General features: G+C 45.3%; 13 protein-coding genes and 2 pseudogenes. 8 read left to right on the plus strand and 7 right to left on the minus strand.

The genetic code is table 11. The annotated features are described in order from the left end of the window. Positions 1-143: 143 nt before the first annotated feature. A complete protein-coding gene (locus tag WFH18_RS06145) occupies positions 144-1,367 on the minus strand; it encodes a CaiB/BaiF CoA transferase family protein (RefSeq protein WP_121979787.1) in 1,224 nt (407 codons plus the stop codon). Between the two features lie 358 nt (positions 1,368-1,725). Between WFH18_RS06145 and WFH18_RS06150 the strand changes: the two genes are divergently transcribed. Beyond that, positions 1,726-2,997: an MFS transporter gene (locus tag WFH18_RS06150; RefSeq protein WP_004646947.1), complete on the plus strand. Its 1,272-nt coding sequence runs from the start codon at positions 1,726-1,728 to the stop codon at positions 2,995-2,997. 74 nt (positions 2,998-3,071) lie between these two features. On the opposite strand, the pseudogene WFH18_RS06155 reads toward WFH18_RS06150, so the two are convergent. Beyond that, positions 3,072-3,233 (minus strand): annotated as a pseudogene (locus tag WFH18_RS06155) (MarR family transcriptional regulator); the annotation flags it as partial. 2 nt (positions 3,234-3,235) lie between these two features. Here WFH18_RS06155 and WFH18_RS06160 point away from each other — a divergent pair. After that, positions 3,236-4,085 (plus strand): annotated as a pseudogene (locus WFH18_RS06160) (AMP-binding protein); the annotation flags it as partial. Positions 4,086-4,194: 109 nt separating this feature from the next. Here the strand turns inward: WFH18_RS06160 and WFH18_RS06165 are convergent. Continuing rightward, positions 4,195-4,872 carry a type 1 glutamine amidotransferase domain-containing protein gene (locus tag WFH18_RS06165; protein ID WP_005100372.1) on the minus strand — a complete coding sequence of 226 codons (678 nt, stop codon included), beginning with the start codon at positions 4,870-4,872 and terminating at the stop codon, positions 4,195-4,197. 172 nt (positions 4,873-5,044) lie between these two features. Further along, on the minus strand, positions 5,045-5,929 hold the full coding sequence (locus WFH18_RS06170) for a LysR family transcriptional regulator (protein WP_005251776.1): 885 nt from the start codon (positions 5,927-5,929) through the stop codon (positions 5,045-5,047). Positions 5,930-6,106: 177 nt separating this feature from the next. Between WFH18_RS06170 and WFH18_RS06175 the strand changes: the two genes are divergently transcribed. From WFH18_RS06175 to WFH18_RS06200, 6 genes are all read left to right on the plus strand, one after another. Beyond that, positions 6,107-7,636: a CoA-acylating methylmalonate-semialdehyde dehydrogenase gene (locus WFH18_RS06175; RefSeq protein ID WP_005246360.1), complete on the plus strand. Its 1,530-nt coding sequence runs from the start codon at positions 6,107-6,109 to the stop codon at positions 7,634-7,636. A gap of 11 nt (positions 7,637-7,647) precedes the next feature. Continuing rightward, a complete protein-coding gene (gene mmsB / locus WFH18_RS06180) occupies positions 7,648-8,538 on the plus strand; it encodes a 3-hydroxyisobutyrate dehydrogenase (RefSeq protein ID WP_004280285.1) in 891 nt (296 codons plus the stop codon). Between the two features lie 86 nt (positions 8,539-8,624). After that, complete coding sequence (locus WFH18_RS06185; protein WP_164543023.1) at positions 8,625-10,274, plus strand: AMP-binding protein; 1,650 nt, start codon at positions 8,625-8,627, stop codon at positions 10,272-10,274. Between the two features lie 59 nt (positions 10,275-10,333). Further along, positions 10,334-11,461, plus strand: a complete 1,128-nt coding sequence (locus WFH18_RS06190) for an acyl-CoA dehydrogenase family protein (protein WP_004730935.1) — start codon at positions 10,334-10,336, stop codon at positions 11,459-11,461. Between the two features lie 22 nt (positions 11,462-11,483). After that, the gene (locus tag WFH18_RS06195) at positions 11,484-12,257 is read left to right on the plus strand and encodes an enoyl-CoA hydratase (protein WP_005266422.1); all 774 of its coding nucleotides are present in this window, start codon (positions 11,484-11,486) and stop codon (positions 12,255-12,257) included. Positions 12,258-12,277: 20 nt separating this feature from the next. Next, the gene (locus WFH18_RS06200) at positions 12,278-13,339 is read left to right on the plus strand and encodes an enoyl-CoA hydratase/isomerase family protein (RefSeq protein WP_005266423.1); all 1,062 of its coding nucleotides are present in this window, start codon (positions 12,278-12,280) and stop codon (positions 13,337-13,339) included. 82 nt (positions 13,340-13,421) lie between these two features. Here WFH18_RS06200 and WFH18_RS06205 read toward each other — a convergent pair whose 3' ends face one another. The 3 genes from WFH18_RS06205 to WFH18_RS06215 all read right to left on the minus strand — a co-directional run bounded on the left by WFH18_RS06205 (position 13,422) and on the right by WFH18_RS06215 (position 16,455). Beyond that, on the minus strand, positions 13,422-13,592 hold the full coding sequence (locus WFH18_RS06205) for a hypothetical protein (protein ID WP_005266430.1): 171 nt from the start codon (positions 13,590-13,592) through the stop codon (positions 13,422-13,424). 171 nt (positions 13,593-13,763) lie between these two features. Further along, positions 13,764-14,633: an SDR family oxidoreductase gene (locus tag WFH18_RS06210; protein ID WP_005246373.1), complete on the minus strand. Its 870-nt coding sequence runs from the start codon at positions 14,631-14,633 to the stop codon at positions 13,764-13,766. Positions 14,634-15,000: 367 nt separating this feature from the next. Then, complete coding sequence (locus tag WFH18_RS06215) at positions 15,001-16,455, minus strand: amino acid permease (RefSeq protein WP_005266436.1); 1,455 nt, start codon at positions 16,453-16,455, stop codon at positions 15,001-15,003. Positions 16,456-16,638 lie beyond the last annotated feature (183 nt).

Genomic DNA, 16,638 nt, shown 5'->3' on the forward strand with positions numbered 1-16,638 from the left:
TTTGTTTGAAAGAAGAACTTTAAAAGCTTTATTTTCACCCGATAAAATACCCATAAAACAAGAGGAAGCTCAAATGAGCTTCCTCTTGTGAAAAATTGTGGGACAGCAATGATCGCAAGATTCCTTTTTTACTGCTTGCAGGCTTATCGCTGCTGGATAACTTTTTTGCTTTTCAGTTCTTCCATTTCAGCAGAACTTAAATATTGACTCAAAATGGCATCGGTATCTTCACCCAGACAAGGGGGTGCCTTTTTATATTCTACCGGTGTCTTGGAGAGTTTAATCGGTGAACCGATTGAGGTGTAATCTTCACGTAAAGTATGCGGCATCTGAATCACCATATCGCGTGCCAATACCTGTTCTTCTTGCAAAGTCTGTTTCAGGTCATTGATCATTCCTACCGGCACTTTAACCGCATGGATTAAATCCACCCAGGTTTTTGCCGGTCTAGTATAGAAATGAGCCTGTAGAACTGTGGTCAATTCTTCACGATGTGTAACACGTCCAGAATTTTTTAAGAAGCGAGGATCTTCTGCCACCTTAGCCAGACCAACGGCCTGACACAAAGCTTGGAATTGCAGATCGTTACCACAGGCGATAATAAATTCACCTTCCTGGGCTTTAAACACCTGATAGGGCACAATATTGGCATGTGCATTTCCGAAGCGACCGGGGACTTTGCCTGAGGTGAGATAATTCATGGCCAGAACAGAGAGGGAAGCAACCTGGGTATCTAACAGCGCCATATCAATATACTGACCTTCACCGGTTTTCTCACGGGACAACAAAGCCGCCTGAATGGCAATTGCGGCATATAAGCCGGTGGTCAAATCGGCAAAGGCCAGACCTGCTTTTTGCGGGCCACCACCGGGCAGATCGTCACGTTCGCCAGTGACACTCATCATGCCGCCCATTCCCTGAACGATAAAATCATAGCCCGGCTCTTGCGCACGCGGACCGTTCTGGCCAAAACCGGTAATAGAACAATATACCAGTCGCGGATTTAGCTGACTCAGACTTTCATAATCCAGCCCATATCGTTTCAACGAACCGGCTTTATAGTTTTCAATGACTACATCGCTTTGTTCAGCAAGCTTTTTGATAATACTTTGACCTTCAGGTGTAGATAAATCGATTGCAACCGAATGCTTGCCACGGTTGGCTGACAGGTAATAAGCCGATTCATGGGTATCTTGCTGCTGATTGTTTTTAAGCCAAGGTGGTCCCCAGATACGGGTATCATCCCCATGATCCGGTTTTTCAATCTTGATCACTTCTGCACCCAGATCAGCCAGAATCTGGCTACACCAGGGCCCAGCCAAAATCCGGCTTAAATCCAGTACACGAAATCCTGTTAAGGCACCCATTATTACGCTCCCTGTTCGATCCTATTCAAATGACATATCGTTCTTATCCCTCTTTTTAAAGCTATAGGAAAATGAAAGAACAATCAACTTTATGATAATAAATTTCGCATAACAAAATAAAACATCTAAAATAATTGAATATTCATCTTATTTTATTTAGCCTGATGCAAATATAAGCATGAACGAGGAACAAGAGCTAACTGATAAAAAGGAAAAAGGTATCTCCTAGACAGGATTAAAAAAGGAGTCAATCAAGTGAATTAAAAACGGATTAGCCTTAAAGCATATTCATTAGCGGAATAGCTTTAAATATAAAAAGATCATGAAAACCTAAGGATAGGAAAACAGAGATTTAAATATGACGGATTTAGCTAGAGAATTAGAAAAGATTAAACCTACGACCAAACGAACCCAGCAAATTGCTTTTATTTTCGCCTTTCTGGCTTTACTGGTAGATGGCGCGGACATGTTGCTGCTGTCTTTCAGTTTAAATAGCCTGAAAGCAGAGTTTGGTCTCAGTAATCTGCAGGCTGGTACACTAGGCAGTTTTACCTTAGCAGGTATGGCGATTGGTGGCTTTATAGGGGGCTGGGCCTGTGACCGTCTGGGCCGTGTACGTACCGTAGTCATTTCGATTCTGGTATTTTCCATATTGACCGCAGCCTTAGGCTTTGCACAGAACTTTGAACAATTTGCTGTTTTACGCTTTCTGTCTGCTTTCGGCATAGGCTCTTTATATATTGCAGCCAATACGCTCATGGCTGAATATGTTCCAACTGAATATCGCACCACGGTTTTAGGTACCTTACAGGCAGGATGGACCGTCGGTTATATTGTGGCCACTGTACTGGCAGGCTGGATCATTCCGGAATATGGCTGGCGAACCCTATTTTTTATTGCCATTATTCCCTCGGTTATGGCGATTTTTATCCAGAAACTGGTTCCTGAGCCAGAATCCTGGCAGCGTGCACGTTTGCAGCGTCTATATGCCCCAGCTGAAATCACAGCACAGCAACCCGCCAAAAAAAGCACAGTCAAAGAGATTTTCGCGGATCCTGCGAATCGCAGAATGTTCATCTTGTGGATCTTTACGGCCGGTTTTCTGCAATTTGGCTACTATGGCGTAAATAACTGGATGCCGGCATATCTGGAATCTGAATTGCACATGAATTTTAAATCTATGGCCGGCTATATGATTGGTACTTATGTGGCGATGATTTTCGGGAAAATTCTAGCGGGCTTTGCCGCAGACCGTCTGGGTAGACGCGCTGTCTTTTCGTTTGGAGCAATTGGAACGGCGATTTTCCTGCCCGTGATTGTGCTATTCAATACGCCAGATAACATTGCCTATCTGCTGATTTTCTTTGGATTCCTGTATGGTATTCCATATGCGATTAATGCCACTTATATGACAGAAAGCTTCGCCACCTCGATTCGTGGTACTGCAGTAGGGGGTGCTTATAATGCAGGTCGTATTGGCGCCATGTTTGCACCTGCGATTATTGGCGCGGCAGCCAGCGGTGGTTCAATTGGTCTAGGCTTCCTGATTATGGGCGGTGCTTATTTCTTATGTGGGGCAGTGTCCGGGATTTTCATCAAAGACCGTCAATACGATCCACAAAAAGCATAATTTCAACTTCAAAAAAAGAGCCTGAATACAGGCTCTTTTTTATACTCTTCAATTAAAGCTGAATTTCTATTTGTTTATTCCTGATCTGCTTCTTTATGCAGATGAATACTTTTCAAACCATCATTTACTTTATTGAGCAGATGAATCAGGGTAACCACATCATCAAAGGCCAGTTTATTTAAGGCCTGACCATAAAAATCAAAGAAATCAGCTTGCAAGTTGTCCCATGTTTCCAAGCTGGGATGTAGCCAAAGCAGTAGATCTGATTCATCAGCATCAGGTGAATTTCACCATGGCCTCGACCCCATTCCTGAATGACCTATCCAATACCGTGGCAGAACAGCATGACAAGGTTGATTCACTGAAAATTTTCCTGTGTGCAGGTGCGCCCATTCCAGGTCCATTGGTGCAAAAAGCCCGGGATATTTTAGGAGTAAAAGTGATTTCAGCCTGGGTATGACCGAATGTGGTGCAGTGACGCTGACCCGACCTGAAGATGAGGATGAACACTCTTTCAATACGGATGGCATCGCTTTACCTGGTGTTGAAATCAAGATCGTGAATAAAAAAGGTCAGACCAAAGCCGTGAATGAATCCGGGCGTTTGATGATCCGCACCTGTTCAAATTTTGGCGGTTATTTAAAACGTCCACATTTGAATGATACGGATGCCGAAGGCGGGTTTGATACTGGCGATATTGCCTATCAGGACGAGCATGGCTATATTCGGATTTGCGGACGTAAGAAGGATGTGATTATTCGTGGTGGAGAAAATATTCCGGTCGCGGAAATTGAATCACTACTTTATAAGCATCCGAATATCGCCACAGTAGCTTTAGTGGCTTATGCAGATGAGCGAATGGGCGAGCGTGCCTGTGCAATCATCAAGCTGAAGATCAGACAAAGCCGTTAAGTTTTAATGAGCTGGTAGATTTCCTGAAAACTCATAATCTGGCCATGCAATATCTTCCGGAACGTTTGGAGATCTGGGATGAAATTCCGATGACCCCATCAGGGAAAATCCAGAAATTTAAACTCAGAGAGTTACTGGCTCAGCATATTGCCTCCACAGCGGCTGAAGCGAACTAAATCTGGGAATAAATAGATAAATTAAACCCTGAATAATCTTGCATCATTCAGGGTTTTCTTATTTAAAAAGAAGTGATCTAAAAGATTAATACGAATTTTAGATTAACTTCTATTTTAATAATTTTAATAAAGCTTCTGCGGTTGCAGCAGAAGAGGCCGGATTTTGCCCGGTAATCAGTAAACCATCTTGCTGTACATGCACCTGCCAATCCTCAGCTTTGGAATATTTCCCGCCTTTTTCTTTCAGCATGTCTTCCACTAAAAATGGCACAATATCGGTTAGGCCTACGCCGTTTTCTTCGGTATTAGTAAAACCGGTGACTGTCTTGCCTTCTACAATAGAACGGCCTTCGGCATCTTTGACTTCACGAAGTACACCCGGTGCATGACAGACCAGCGCAACAGGTTTATCTGCCTGTAAAGTCTGCTCAATTAAAGAAATAGAATTCTGGTCTTTGGCTAGATCCCATAATGGACCGTGACCACCCGGATAGAACACGGCATCAAAATCCTGATTTAAGACCTCACTCAACTTATGTGTATTAGCAAGAGCCTGCATGGCCACCTCATCTGCTTCAAAGCGTTTGGTGGTTTCGGTTTGCGCATCCGGCTCATTACTTTTTGGATCTAATGGTGGCTGACCACCTGCAGGAGAAGCCAAAACTACCTCTGCGCCTGCATCGACAAAGGTGTAATAGGGTGCAGCCAGTTCTTCCAGCCAGAAGCCGGTTTTTTTGCCAGTATCGCCCAGCTGGTCATGTGAAGTCAGTACCATCAAGATTTTCATATTATTTTCCTGTAGCTCATTAAAAAACATCGCGAATGATCGACTGTTAATTTAACAAGTCATGAGCGTCAGGAATGTTGTGATACGTTCATTTGCTGTATCGATACGTTGTTAATTCGGTTGATTTAACTTAAAGAGGTGACTCTAGATACAGCACAGTTGTATTTGATATTCATCTGCCCATTAACAGGTCTTGCTGAAGATCAGCCTGCTTGCGCAGGAAATCCCAGACCAGTTTTATTTTTGGTTCATGTTGCAGATCGACCAGTGTTAGCATCCAAAAAGTATGGGTAAAACTGACCTGATCGCCCAAAACCTCTTTGAGTTCGCTTTTATCATTGACCAGAAATTTCGGCAAAATGGCCAGTCCGGCTCCTGCACGAACCGCAATCTCCTGCGCCAGAATACTGTTACTGCGAAAACAGGCACTAACCTGCAAGGGAAGACGCTCTAGCGAATAGAGTGCAGTGCTATAGACCAGATCATCAATATAGTCAACAAAACGGTGCTGCTGGAGGTCTTCCAGTTTTTTAATTTCCGGATTTTGTTGTAAATAATGCTGGCTGCCATATAGCTTTAAACAGTAATTAGACAAACGAGTAATGATATAGGGACCCGATTTGGGCCGGTCAATCGCGATCACAATATCGGCTTCACGATGTGACAATTTAATGGTCTTCGGAACCGGAATTAAATCGATGGTTAAGGAAGGATAATGCTGGGAAAACTCAGCCAGTAACCGCGCTAAAAATGCAGTTCCAAAGCCTTCTGGTGCACCAATCCGGACCCGACCTTGCAAGGGATCATGGCGCTTGTCAATCTGGATAAAGGACTGTTCCATCTGTTCCACACGCGGCACCAGTGCCAGACCTTCCGAGGTTAGTTCATAACCGGTGGCTTCGCGCTTAAACAGTTGCGTACCTAAAGTACTTTCCAGGGCCTGAATCCGCCGCGCTACGGTGCTATGTTCAACCCCGATTAAGCGTGCTGCGTTGGTGAGTGTTTTAGCACGCGCCAAAACTAAAAAAAAGCGTAAATGATCCCAATCTACTTTCATTTTTTATTTAACATCCTGTTAAATTCCTGTGCATATTTGCACAACCATCGTGCACCAATTTCTATTGGTGGTCAAAGTGTTCTTTGTTAGTCTGCTGAAACAGCGTAAAAATTATACGTTAAATAAAAGCCAGTAAAGGCAGATACAACGACAATAACAAACCAGCACGGAGCGACCATGAACGCCATTTCTCATCCACAGCAAAGTACCGGATTCACCACCGCAAAACTCCTCATTAATGGTGAATTTGTCGAATCAAAAACCAGCCATTGGCAAGATATTATCAGTCCTGCCACTCAGGAAGTCTTGGGTCAGGTGCCTTTTGCCACTGCTGAAGAAGTCAATGCTGCGATTGCGGCTGCGCAAAATGCCTTTGCCAGCTGGCGCCAGACTCCAATTCAGGCCCGTATGCGAATCATGCTGAAACTGCAGGATCTGATTCGTACCAATTTAAAAAGTATTGCCCAAGTCTTAACGGCAGAACAAGGCAAAACCCTAGCTGATGCCGAAGGTGATATCCAGCGTGGTCTGGAAGTGGTGGAACATGCCTGTTCGATCGGTTCCCTACAAATGGGCGAGTATATTGAAGGGGTGGCACGTGGTGTCGATACCTATACCTTGCAGCAACCACTAGGTGTCTGTGCAGGAATTACACCGTTTAACTTCCCGGCGATGATTCCACTGTGGATGTTCCCGATGGCGATTGTCTGCGGCAATACCTTTGTCTTAAAGCCTTCTGAACAGGATCCACTATCGACCATGATGCTGGTTGAGTTAGCGATTCAGGCAGGTGTGCCGGCAGGCGTACTGAATGTGGTACATGGCGGCAAAGAAGTGGTCGATCTACTGTGTACCCATCGCGATATCAAGGCGATTTCTTTTGTCGGTTCGACTGCAGTCGGCACGCATGTCTATAACCTTGCAGGCCAACACGGCAAGCGTGTGCAGTCGATGATGGGCGCCAAAAACCATGTGGTGGTGATGCCAGATGCGAATAAAGAACAGACCTTAAATGCCTTGGTCGGTGCAGCTTTTGGCGCAGCAGGTCAACGTTGTATGGCACTTTCCGTGGCGGTAATGGTCGGTGAGACCAAGCATTGGGTCGATGAACTGGTCAATAAAACCAAAACCTTAAAGGTGAATGCCGGACATGAACCGAATACCGATGTGGGACCGGTGATTTCAACCCGTGCCAAAGCTCGTGTAATCGATTTGATTAACAGTGGTGTTGAACAGGGCGCAGAACTGTTGCTAGATGGCCGTAATGTACAGGTTCCGGGTTATGAGCAGGGTAATTTTGTCGGTCCAACGATTTTTAACCAGGTCACGACCGAGATGCGCATTTACAAGGAAGAAGTGTTTGGCCCGGTACTGGCGATCATGCATGTCGATACTTTAGAGCAAGCCATTGAGCTGATTAATGCCAATCCATTTGGTAATGGCGTTGGACTGTTTACCCAAAATGGCAATACGGCACGTACCTTCCAGAACCAGATTGATATCGGTCAGGTGGGCATTAACATTCCAATTCCTGTACCTGTGCCTTTCTTCAGTTTTACCGGTTCACGCGGTTCAAAACTGGGTGATCTAGGTCCTTATGGCAAACAGGCGGTGCAGTTCTATACCCAGACCAAAACCATTACCAGCCGATGGTTTGAAGATGACCAGGAAACCACTGGTGTCAATACCACAATCAGTCTGCGTTAAGGAGCATCAGCATGAAGATTGCATTTATCGGTTTAGGCAACATGGGCGGTTCTATGGCGCAAAACCTGCTCAAGTCGGGTCATCAAGTTTTTGGTTATGACTTAAGTGCAGTGGCTTTACAGCATTTTGCAGAAGTGGGCGGTATCGTCTGCGACAGTCCACAAGCTGCCGCGAAGCAGGCGGAGATCGTGGTCAGCATGTTGCCCGCCGCCAAGCATGTGCGTGAAGTCTATTTAGGTGAACACGGTATTCTGGAGGTGCTTCAAGCAGGCAGCTTATGTATCGACAGCAGCACCATTGATCCACAAACCATTCAGGAGGTTGCCGCAGCAGCGCAAGCCAAACAGATTCGCGTCTGTGATGCACCGGTATCCGGCGGTACTTTAGGAGCCAAAGATGGCACTTTAACCTTCATGGTCGGTGCAGATGCTGCCACCTTTGAGGCAGTCAAACCGGTTCTCGGCTGTATGGGTAAAAATCTGGTGCATTGTGGTGCAGTGGGAACAGGACAGGTGGCAAAAATCTGTAATAACCTGATTCTGGGTATTTCCATGACCGCCGTTGCAGAAGGCATGGCACTCGGGGCTAAACTTGGCATTGATCCGCAGGCACTGGCAGGCGTGATCAACAGTTCTACCGGGCGTTGCTGGAGTTCTGAAATTTATAATCCATGGCCCGATATTTGTGCCAATGCGCCGTCATCGCGAGGTTATACCGATGGCTTTGCCGCACAATTGATGCTCAAAGATTTAGGTTTGGCCGTCGATGCAGCGCAACAGGTGGATCAGCCGGTGGTTCTGGGCAGCATGGTACAAAAACTCTATCAACAACTGTGTCAGGAAGGCGATGCCCATCTGGACTTCTCCAGCATCATGCATCAATACACCACGCCACCTGCTTAAAACTTAAAAGATTCAGATGGAGCAAGGATTCGCTTCAATAATTACACCTTGTCAGTAATAACGATAAATTCAGGCTGAGGTTTAACATGTTAAATTATCAAACAACAGTTCAAAACTTTGATTTAGATGCGGTTGCAAGTCAGTATCTCTCCGGTTCAATGCAGGCAGTAAATGCCTGTTATGAATGCTGTGACCGTCATGCCGATTCCGATGCCATTGCCTTATACTGGCATGGTAAAGATGGCAGAAAAGAACAATATAGTTTTGCCGAACTCAAAAAATATTCCAGCCAGTTTGCCAACTTTTTAAAGTCTCAAGGCATTGGTAAAGGCGACCGCGTTTCCGGATTATTACCACGTACTCCCGAGTTGATCATTACTATTTTGGCAACCTGGCGGATTGGTGCTGTCTATCAACCCTTATTTACGGCCTTTGGTCCCAAAGCCATCGAGCATCGTATTCAGCTGGCGCAAAGCAAGCTGGTGGTGACTGATCTGGCGAATCGGGACAAATTATCCGAGATCAGCAACTGTCCACCGATTGTGACGGTACATGCCGAAACTGAGGCAGAGCGCTATCCGCACGACCTCAGCTTCTGGACGGTATTAAACCGTCAGGCTGAAGCTTGTGAGCTGGAAATCCTGAATGTCGATGAACCATTTTTATTGATGTTTACCTCCGGTACTACTGGACCAGCGAAACCTCTTAAAGTCCCTTTAAAAGCGCTGATTGCTTTTGCAAGCTATATGCAAAATGCCATTGGTCTAACTCCTGAAGATGCTTTCTGGAATATTGCTGATCCCGGCTGGGCCTACGGTTTGTATTACGCGATTACTGGTCCTTTAATGCTTGGACACTCGACCTTATTTTATGAAGGCGGTTTTAATGCAGAAAGTGTCTGCGAAATTGTTAAGGAATATGGCATTACCAATCTGGCCGGTGCACCGACTGCTTATCGCATGATGATGGCGGCCGATCCTGCTCAAATGGCAAAACTACGCGGTAAGTTACGTGTTGTCAGCAGTGCGGGAGAACCGTTAAATCCGGAAGTGATCCGCTGGTTTAAAGAGGTGCTAGATGTGCCGATTTATGACCATTATGGCCAGACCGAAGTCGGTATGGTGGTGTGTAACCATCATGCGCTGGAGCATCCGGTGCGTTCAGGTTCAGCAGGTTTTGCCAGCCCGGGTTACCGGATTGCCGTTGTCGATGAACAGGGTCATGAGCTCCCTGCGGACGTTCCGGGCATTCTGGCGGTGGATATCAGCCAATCCCCAATGATGTGGTTTTCGGGCTATGAAGAAAGCCGCAAATCGCCTTTTGTCGGCCATTACTACTTAACCGGAGATACCGCGGAAATTCATGCCGATGGCAGTATGAGTTTTGTGGGACGTAGTGATGATGTCATTACTACCTCGGGCTATCGGGTGGGGCCGTTTGATGTGGAAAGTGCCTTGCTGGAACACGATGCAGTGATTGAAGCGGCGGTGATTGGCGTACCGGATCCCGAGCGGACCGAAATCATTAAAGCCTTTGTGATTCTGGCTGGTCATTCTCCTGCAACTGCCGAGCTGCAGGAAGAGCTGGGTCAATTTGTGAAAAAGCGTTTATCTGCGCATGCCTATCCGCGTCTGATTGAATTTGTGACCGAATTGCCGAAAACCCCAAGCGGTAAAATTCAACGCTTTTTACTGCGCAATCAGGAAATCAACAAGCAGCAATCCAAAACTGCATAAGCTCATAAAGCCAACAGATTGAATAAGAAGATTAAATAAAGAGATTGAAGGAAGCATCGATGCAATTAACGGAAGAACAACACCTGATTCAGGATATGGCCAAAAGCTTCGCCCAGGAACAGATTAAACCCTTTGCCAGCGAGTGGGATCAAAAAGGCATCTTTCCCAAAGATGCCTTGGCCCAAATGGGAGAGCTGGGTTTTTTAGGCATGCTGATTCCGGAAGAATGGGGCGGCTCGGGCACAGGTACGCTGGCTTATGTTCTGGCCTTGGAAGAAGTCGCTGCGGCCGATGGTGCAACATCCGCGATTATGAGCGTACATAACTCGGTGGGTTGTGTGCCGATTTTCAAGTTCGGCACGGAACAGCAAAAGCAGCAATTTCTAAAGCCTTTGGCCCAAGGTGAAATGATTGGTGCCTTTGCCTTAACCGAACCACATACCGGATCGGATGCTGCCGCGATTAAAACCCGGGCGGTCAAGGACGGCGATCATTACATCATCAATGGCGCGAAACAGTTTATTACTTCTGGCCACAATGCCGGGATGATTATTGTGTTTGCCGTGACTGATCCAGGCGCGGGCAAAAAAGGCATGAGTGCATTTTTAGTGCCGCGCGACACACCTGGCTATGAAGTGATTCGGGTGGAAGAAAAACTCGGCCTGCATGCTTCGGATACCTGTCAGATTGCCTTAACAGATGTCCGCATTCATGAAAGTTTAAGACTCGGTGCCGAAGGCGAAGGTTTAAAAATTGCCTTGGCCAATCTGGAAGGCGGGCGGATCGGTATTGCCGCACAAGCCGTTGGTTTGGCGCGTGCCGCTTTAGAAGAAGCAACGGCCTATGCGCATGATCGCGTGGCTTTTGGCAAACCGATTTTTGAACAGCAGGCGATTTCGTTCAGGCTGGCCAGTATGGCGACTGAAATTGAAGCAGCACGCCAACTGGTTCATTTTGCTGCACGTAAAAAGGAAGCTGGCGAAAGCTGTTTGACTGAAGCCTCCATGGCCAAACTATTTGCTTCGGAAATGGCCGAACGCGTGTGTTCCAAGGCGCTACAAATTTTTGGTGGCTATGGCTATCTGAAAGATTTTCCGATTGAACGCATCTATCGGGATGCGCGGATTTGTCAGATCTATGAAGGCACCAGCGATATTCAGCGTCTGGTGATTGCACGCAGTTTATAAGGAATTAAAAAGGATTTTTATCATGCAATGGCAAACCATTTTACTCGAACAACGTAACGGTGTTGGACTGATTACCTTAAACCGTCCTCATGCGTTAAATGCACTGAATAACCAGCTGATTGTCGAGGTCAATCAGGCTCTTGATCAGCTGGAAAAAGACCCCGAAATTGGTTGTATCGTGATTACCGGTTCGGAAAAAGCTTTTGCTGCTGGTGCCGATATTAAAGAAATGGCAGATCTGAATTTTCCGCAAATTTATCTGGACGATTTTTTTAGTCTGGCCGACCGGATTGCGCAGCGCCGTAAACCTTTAATTGCCGCAGTGAGCGGCTATGCCTTGGGTGGTGGTTGCGAGCTGGCATTGATGTGCGACTTTATTTACTGCGCTGATAATGCAAAATTTGGTTTGCCTGAAGTTACCTTAGGCGTGTTGCCCGGCATTGGCGGGACCCAGCGTTTAACCTTGGCGATTGGTAAGGCCAAAGCCATGGAAATGTGCCTGACTGCACGGCAGATGGGGGCGCAGGAAGCGGAACAAAGTGGTTTGGTCGCTCGGGTTTTTGCCAAGGAAGAATTGCTGGAACAAACCCTGCAAGCTGCCGAGAAAATTGCTGAAAAGTCGCTTACTGCCGTGATGATGATTAAAGAATCAATTAATCGGGCCTTTGAAGTGAGCCTGGCTGAAGGACTGCGCTTTGAACGCCGGGTTTTCCATTCGATTTTTGCCGGTTCCGATCAAAAAGAAGGCATGCAGGCCTTTGTAGAAAAACGCCCAGCCAAATTTACCCATCAATAAAACAAAAATAGGAAAATAAAATGAGTGATGAAAATAATTTAGCGATACGGGTCGCAGGAAGTCTGGGCATTATCAGCCTGGACCGCACCAGCCATTTAAATGCCTTAACCCTGCCAATGATCCAAGGCATTCAGGCGCAACTCGATCAGTGGTGCCATGATCCAGAAGTGCAAGCCATCCTGATCAATTCCAACAGTCCCAAGGCGTTCTGTGCTGGAGGCGACATCCGCTATCTGTATGACAGCTATCAGGCCGGCAATACCCAATATCAGGATTTTTTTGCCACTGAATATAAGATGCTGAGCACCTTGCGTAATTTTCCAAAGGCCGTGATCGTGATGATGGATGGCTATGTACTGGGCGGAGGCTTTGGCCTCGCTCAAGCCTGTCATATCAAAGTTACGAGTGAAAAATCACGTTTTGCCATGCCCGAAACCGCAATTGGTTTTTTCCCAGATGTTGGAGCCACCCATTTCCTGTCCCGACTGGATGAAGTCGGTGTCTATATGGCTTTGACCGGGGAGCAGATCAGTAGCAGTGATGCCTTGTATCTCGATCTGGTGGATTATCATGTGCCGAGTGAGCGTTTTGCTGAATTGGAAGCAGCGTTGATTACTGCGCCTGTGTTAAATTCGATTGAAATCCAGAAAATCATTAGTGGCTATATTACGCATCCGGTAGAAAGCGAGCTGCAAAAACGTGCAGATCTGATTAATCAGCATTTTGGCTATCCAAACCTCAAGGAGATTGAACAGAGTCTTGCTCATACAAGTAATTCAACCGATCAGGAATGGGCTAGTAAAATGCTGGCAATTTTGCAGCAACGTCCGGTTATGGCCAAGCAAACCAGCCTGAAGTTACAGCAAGCCGGACAGAATTTGTCGCTAGAAAAATGTATGCAACTGGAACGGGACTTGCAGGATGTCTGGTTAGAGCAGGGCGACTTTATTGAAGGGGTTCGTGCGCTGATTATTGATAAAGACAAAAATCCGCAGTGGCGAACCGAGAATGCAGAATTTGAACAAACACTGGAAAAGCTCTGGCCAGCATGGACTCAGCAGCGTATCGAAAATATTACTTAAAGCTGATGGTAAAAGACCCTCTATAATTTAATTATAGAGGGTCTTTGTATCTGTCCCATACTTTCATCGACATGAATTCTATTTAGGGGGACGTTTTCTTTTTCTTGCCGCCACCGTCTTGTTTATTGACCGTCGACCAGGCAATACGTTCGGCTTCTTCCTCAGAACGACCACGTTCTTTTTCGCTTTCTTCAATATGTTGGGCCTGCCGTTTCTGTTTATCGGTATAGGCTGATTTTTCACCTCTAGGCATCTTAATATCCTCATCAGGTTTGGCTGAAATTACTATAACAAGAGCTTACTTTTGCGAGGGTAAGTATTTGTTGGAAACATTTTATAAAAACAATTTTTTTTAAATATGAAAATCCAAAGATTAAATAGATGAAGATAACGGTCAGCTAGAACTGCTATCTTCTGTGCCAGATTAGCCGTTAATAATACTGCCGCCATTCACATGAATCACCTGACCTGAAATATAGCTGGCTTCTTCACTGGCCAGAAATAAATACGCCGGTGCTACTTCACTTGGCTGGCCCATGCGGCCCATTGGGGTACTTTTACCAAAATCTTTAAGCTGTTCTTCATCAAAACTGCTCGGAATTAATGGTGTCCAGATTGGCCCTGGCGCGACACCATTGACACGAATGCCGGTTTTATTTTTCAATAAATTGGTGGAAAGGCTTCGGGTAAATGTAGTGATGGCACCTTTCGTGCTGGCATAGTCAATCAGCTGATCATGTCCGTGATAACTGGTAATACTGGTGGTATTGATAATGCTGTCACCTGCTTGCATATGCGGAATCACCGCCTGAGTCAGGTGGAACATCGACAGAATATTAACATTAAATGTTTTAAGTAATTGCTCGGGCGAGATATCGGTAATACTTTCTTTCGGGTATTGAACCCCGGCATTATTGACCAGAATATTAATCGTTTTAAATTCCTGAAGGGTCTGCTCCACCATTTTCTTGATTTCATCTTGATCTTGTAAATCACATTGAATCAGCAGACAACGGCGGCCTTCATCTTCCACCATTTTTTTGGTGTCCCGTGCATCCTGATCTTCATCCAAATAGCAAATGGCAATATCGGCACCTTCGCGAGCAAATAAGACCGATACAGAACGGCCAATTCCGCTATCACCACCAGTAATCAAGGCAACTTTGCCTTTTAATTTTTCACTGCCTTTATAATGCGGTTTAATAATTTCCGGTGCAGGGTCCATTTTGGTTTGCACACCCGGTTGATGGTCTTGTGTTTCAGTTGAAGCTGGGGTTTCAGGATAATGATTCATATCTTTTCCAATTCCAATGATTGTGGCCATATAAGAAAAAATATATTAGAAGCTTTTAGGCAAAATGAGGCTGGACTCAACATTTCATAACAGAATGTATTCGAGATTTATCAATTATTCGTTGAAACGGATTAGGTTGAGCAACCAGAACAGAAAAAGCTGATGAAACAGCTTCTGGCTACACTTTGATAGCTGAGGTGGTCTTGAAAGGTGAAATTTGATTAGGAAAGGTGAGGTATCAACGGAGATTTAAAATCTAGACATACATAGGCCTTTTTTACTGGGCTTGTATATAAAATAAATGGAGAGTTTTTTAACTCTCCATGTATTCATTCTGATGTGTTTAAAAAATTTCTATAGAAATAAATTAAAGATTATCACTTAAATTAATTCTGGCCTGTGCTGCCTTTTCCTTTTTGGCTGAGGCTTTACCCCAGTTAAACTTTTGTGCACAGATGCCTAAGCCCACAATAAATAATGCAAGCACACTGGTATAAACCACTTCTTTAAAATAGGTTCCTTCAATAATCATGGTAATTAAAGCGCCGACAATAAAGATAATGACCAGATAAGTGAGCCATGGGAATAACCACATCTTGAATGGAATATTTTGTCCTTCAGCTTCCAGTTTTTTACGTAACTTAAGCTGAGAAATGGCAATAGCAAGATAGACATATAAAGATACGGTACCAGTCGCTAACATCAAGACATCATAAATATTCATACTTTCGGTGGCAGTCAGATAAATCGCCACGAAAGAAAACAGGCTTGAAAAGATGACACCTACCCATGGGCTGTTATTGCGATTGGTTAAACCGAAACTCTTTGGTGCATCTCCACGTTTCGAGAGGGAATAGACCATGCGTGAACAGGTATAAAGTGCGGAGTTAAAGCAGCTACATACCGAGGTGAGCACGACAAAATTAACAATATGGCGTGCTTCGGGAATACCGAGTGCAGTAAGCGCTACGCTATACGTACCCCAGGTCGGATCTTTCAATAAAGGATTATTGTGTGGAATCAGGCAAACCGTAATCAACATTGAACCGACATAGAATAAAATGATACGCCATACAATTGAATTAGCGGCCTTACGAATTTCCTTGGCTGGATCTTTGGTTTCAGCTGCTGCTACGGTGACAATTTCTGCTCCCATATAAGCAAACATTACACCCAATAAGGCTGTGATCACCGATGAAAAACCATTGGGCATAAAGCCTTGAGCGGTTAGATGAGTTGTACCGCCGAGCATAGAGGCATCGCCCCAAGGCCAAAGGTGCATCACCGCCAAGCTACCAAACACCAGGAACAGTACAATGGCAATGACTTTGATCAGGGCAAACCAGAACTCGAATTCACCAAAGTTTTTTACGTCACGGAGGTTAATCCAGACCAGTGCTACAGTGACCAGAAGCATATAGCCCCAGATCGGGATAAATGGAAACCAGCTATTTAGGATTTTCCCGGCGACAAAAGCTTCCCAGCCCATGAGCAACGTCCAGAAAGACCAGTATAACCAGCCGATGGGAAATCCGGCCCAGCGCCCGATTCCACGATCTGCATAGGTTGAAAATGAACCACTGTCGGGATTCAGTACCGCCATTTCTCCCAGCATACGCATGATGAGTAAAACTAATATTCCACCTAGAGTATAGGCAATGAGTGCAGCCGGTCCTGCAGAATAGATGACATTACCGGAGCCGACAAAGAGTGCTCCACCAATGACACCGGCAATTGAAATCATGGTGAGATGGCGTGATTTAAGTCCGTTTTTTAAGCCGTTTGATGATTCGGAATTGGAGAAATGTTGATGTTCTGCCATATAATTTCCCTTAATATCAATAGCGTAGCGGCAATAAAATTCCTTATTTGGCTTACGCTATCTTATCCTTTGAAACTGTAACCGAATTCATCAGTGCTTGACCAATATTAAGTTAATCTTAATAAAATGAATCCTTGTAGCCCTATAGACAGGATCACACTTTGATTAAAGTACGGTTACATG

It is taken from the genome of Acinetobacter sp. USHLN143, from assembly GCF_037145695.1.
GTDB classification, from domain to species: Bacteria; Pseudomonadota; Gammaproteobacteria; order Pseudomonadales; family Moraxellaceae; genus Acinetobacter; species Acinetobacter fasciculus.

Excerpts from the sequence above, each read along its gene's own strand:
- WFH18_RS06145 (WP_121979787.1), bottom strand. The coding sequence starts at position 1,367 with ATGGGTGCCTTAACAGGATTTCGTGTACTGGATTTAAGCCGGATTTTG.
- WFH18_RS06150 (WP_004646947.1), top strand. The coding sequence starts at position 1,726 with ATGACGGATTTAGCTAGAGAATTAGAAAAGATTAAACCTACGACCAAA.
- WFH18_RS06165 (WP_005100372.1), bottom strand. The coding sequence starts at position 4,872 with ATGAAAATCTTGATGGTACTGACTTCACATGACCAGCTGGGCGATACT.
- WFH18_RS06170 (WP_005251776.1), bottom strand. The coding sequence starts at position 5,929 with ATGAAAGTAGATTGGGATCATTTACGCTTTTTTTTAGTTTTGGCGCGT.
- WFH18_RS06175 (WP_005246360.1), top strand. The coding sequence starts at position 6,107 with ATGAACGCCATTTCTCATCCACAGCAAAGTACCGGATTCACCACCGCA.
- mmsB (WP_004280285.1), top strand. The coding sequence starts at position 7,648 with ATGAAGATTGCATTTATCGGTTTAGGCAACATGGGCGGTTCTATGGCG.
- WFH18_RS06185 (WP_164543023.1), top strand. The coding sequence starts at position 8,625 with ATGTTAAATTATCAAACAACAGTTCAAAACTTTGATTTAGATGCGGTT.
- WFH18_RS06190 (WP_004730935.1), top strand. The coding sequence starts at position 10,334 with ATGCAATTAACGGAAGAACAACACCTGATTCAGGATATGGCCAAAAGC.
- WFH18_RS06195 (WP_005266422.1), top strand. The coding sequence starts at position 11,484 with ATGCAATGGCAAACCATTTTACTCGAACAACGTAACGGTGTTGGACTG.
- WFH18_RS06200 (WP_005266423.1), top strand. The coding sequence starts at position 12,278 with ATGAGTGATGAAAATAATTTAGCGATACGGGTCGCAGGAAGTCTGGGC.
- WFH18_RS06205 (WP_005266430.1), bottom strand. The coding sequence starts at position 13,592 with ATGCCTAGAGGTGAAAAATCAGCCTATACCGATAAACAGAAACGGCAG.
- WFH18_RS06210 (WP_005246373.1), bottom strand. The coding sequence starts at position 14,633 with ATGAATCATTATCCTGAAACCCCAGCTTCAACTGAAACACAAGACCAT.
- WFH18_RS06215 (WP_005266436.1), bottom strand. The coding sequence starts at position 16,455 with ATGGCAGAACATCAACATTTCTCCAATTCCGAATCATCAAACGGCTTA.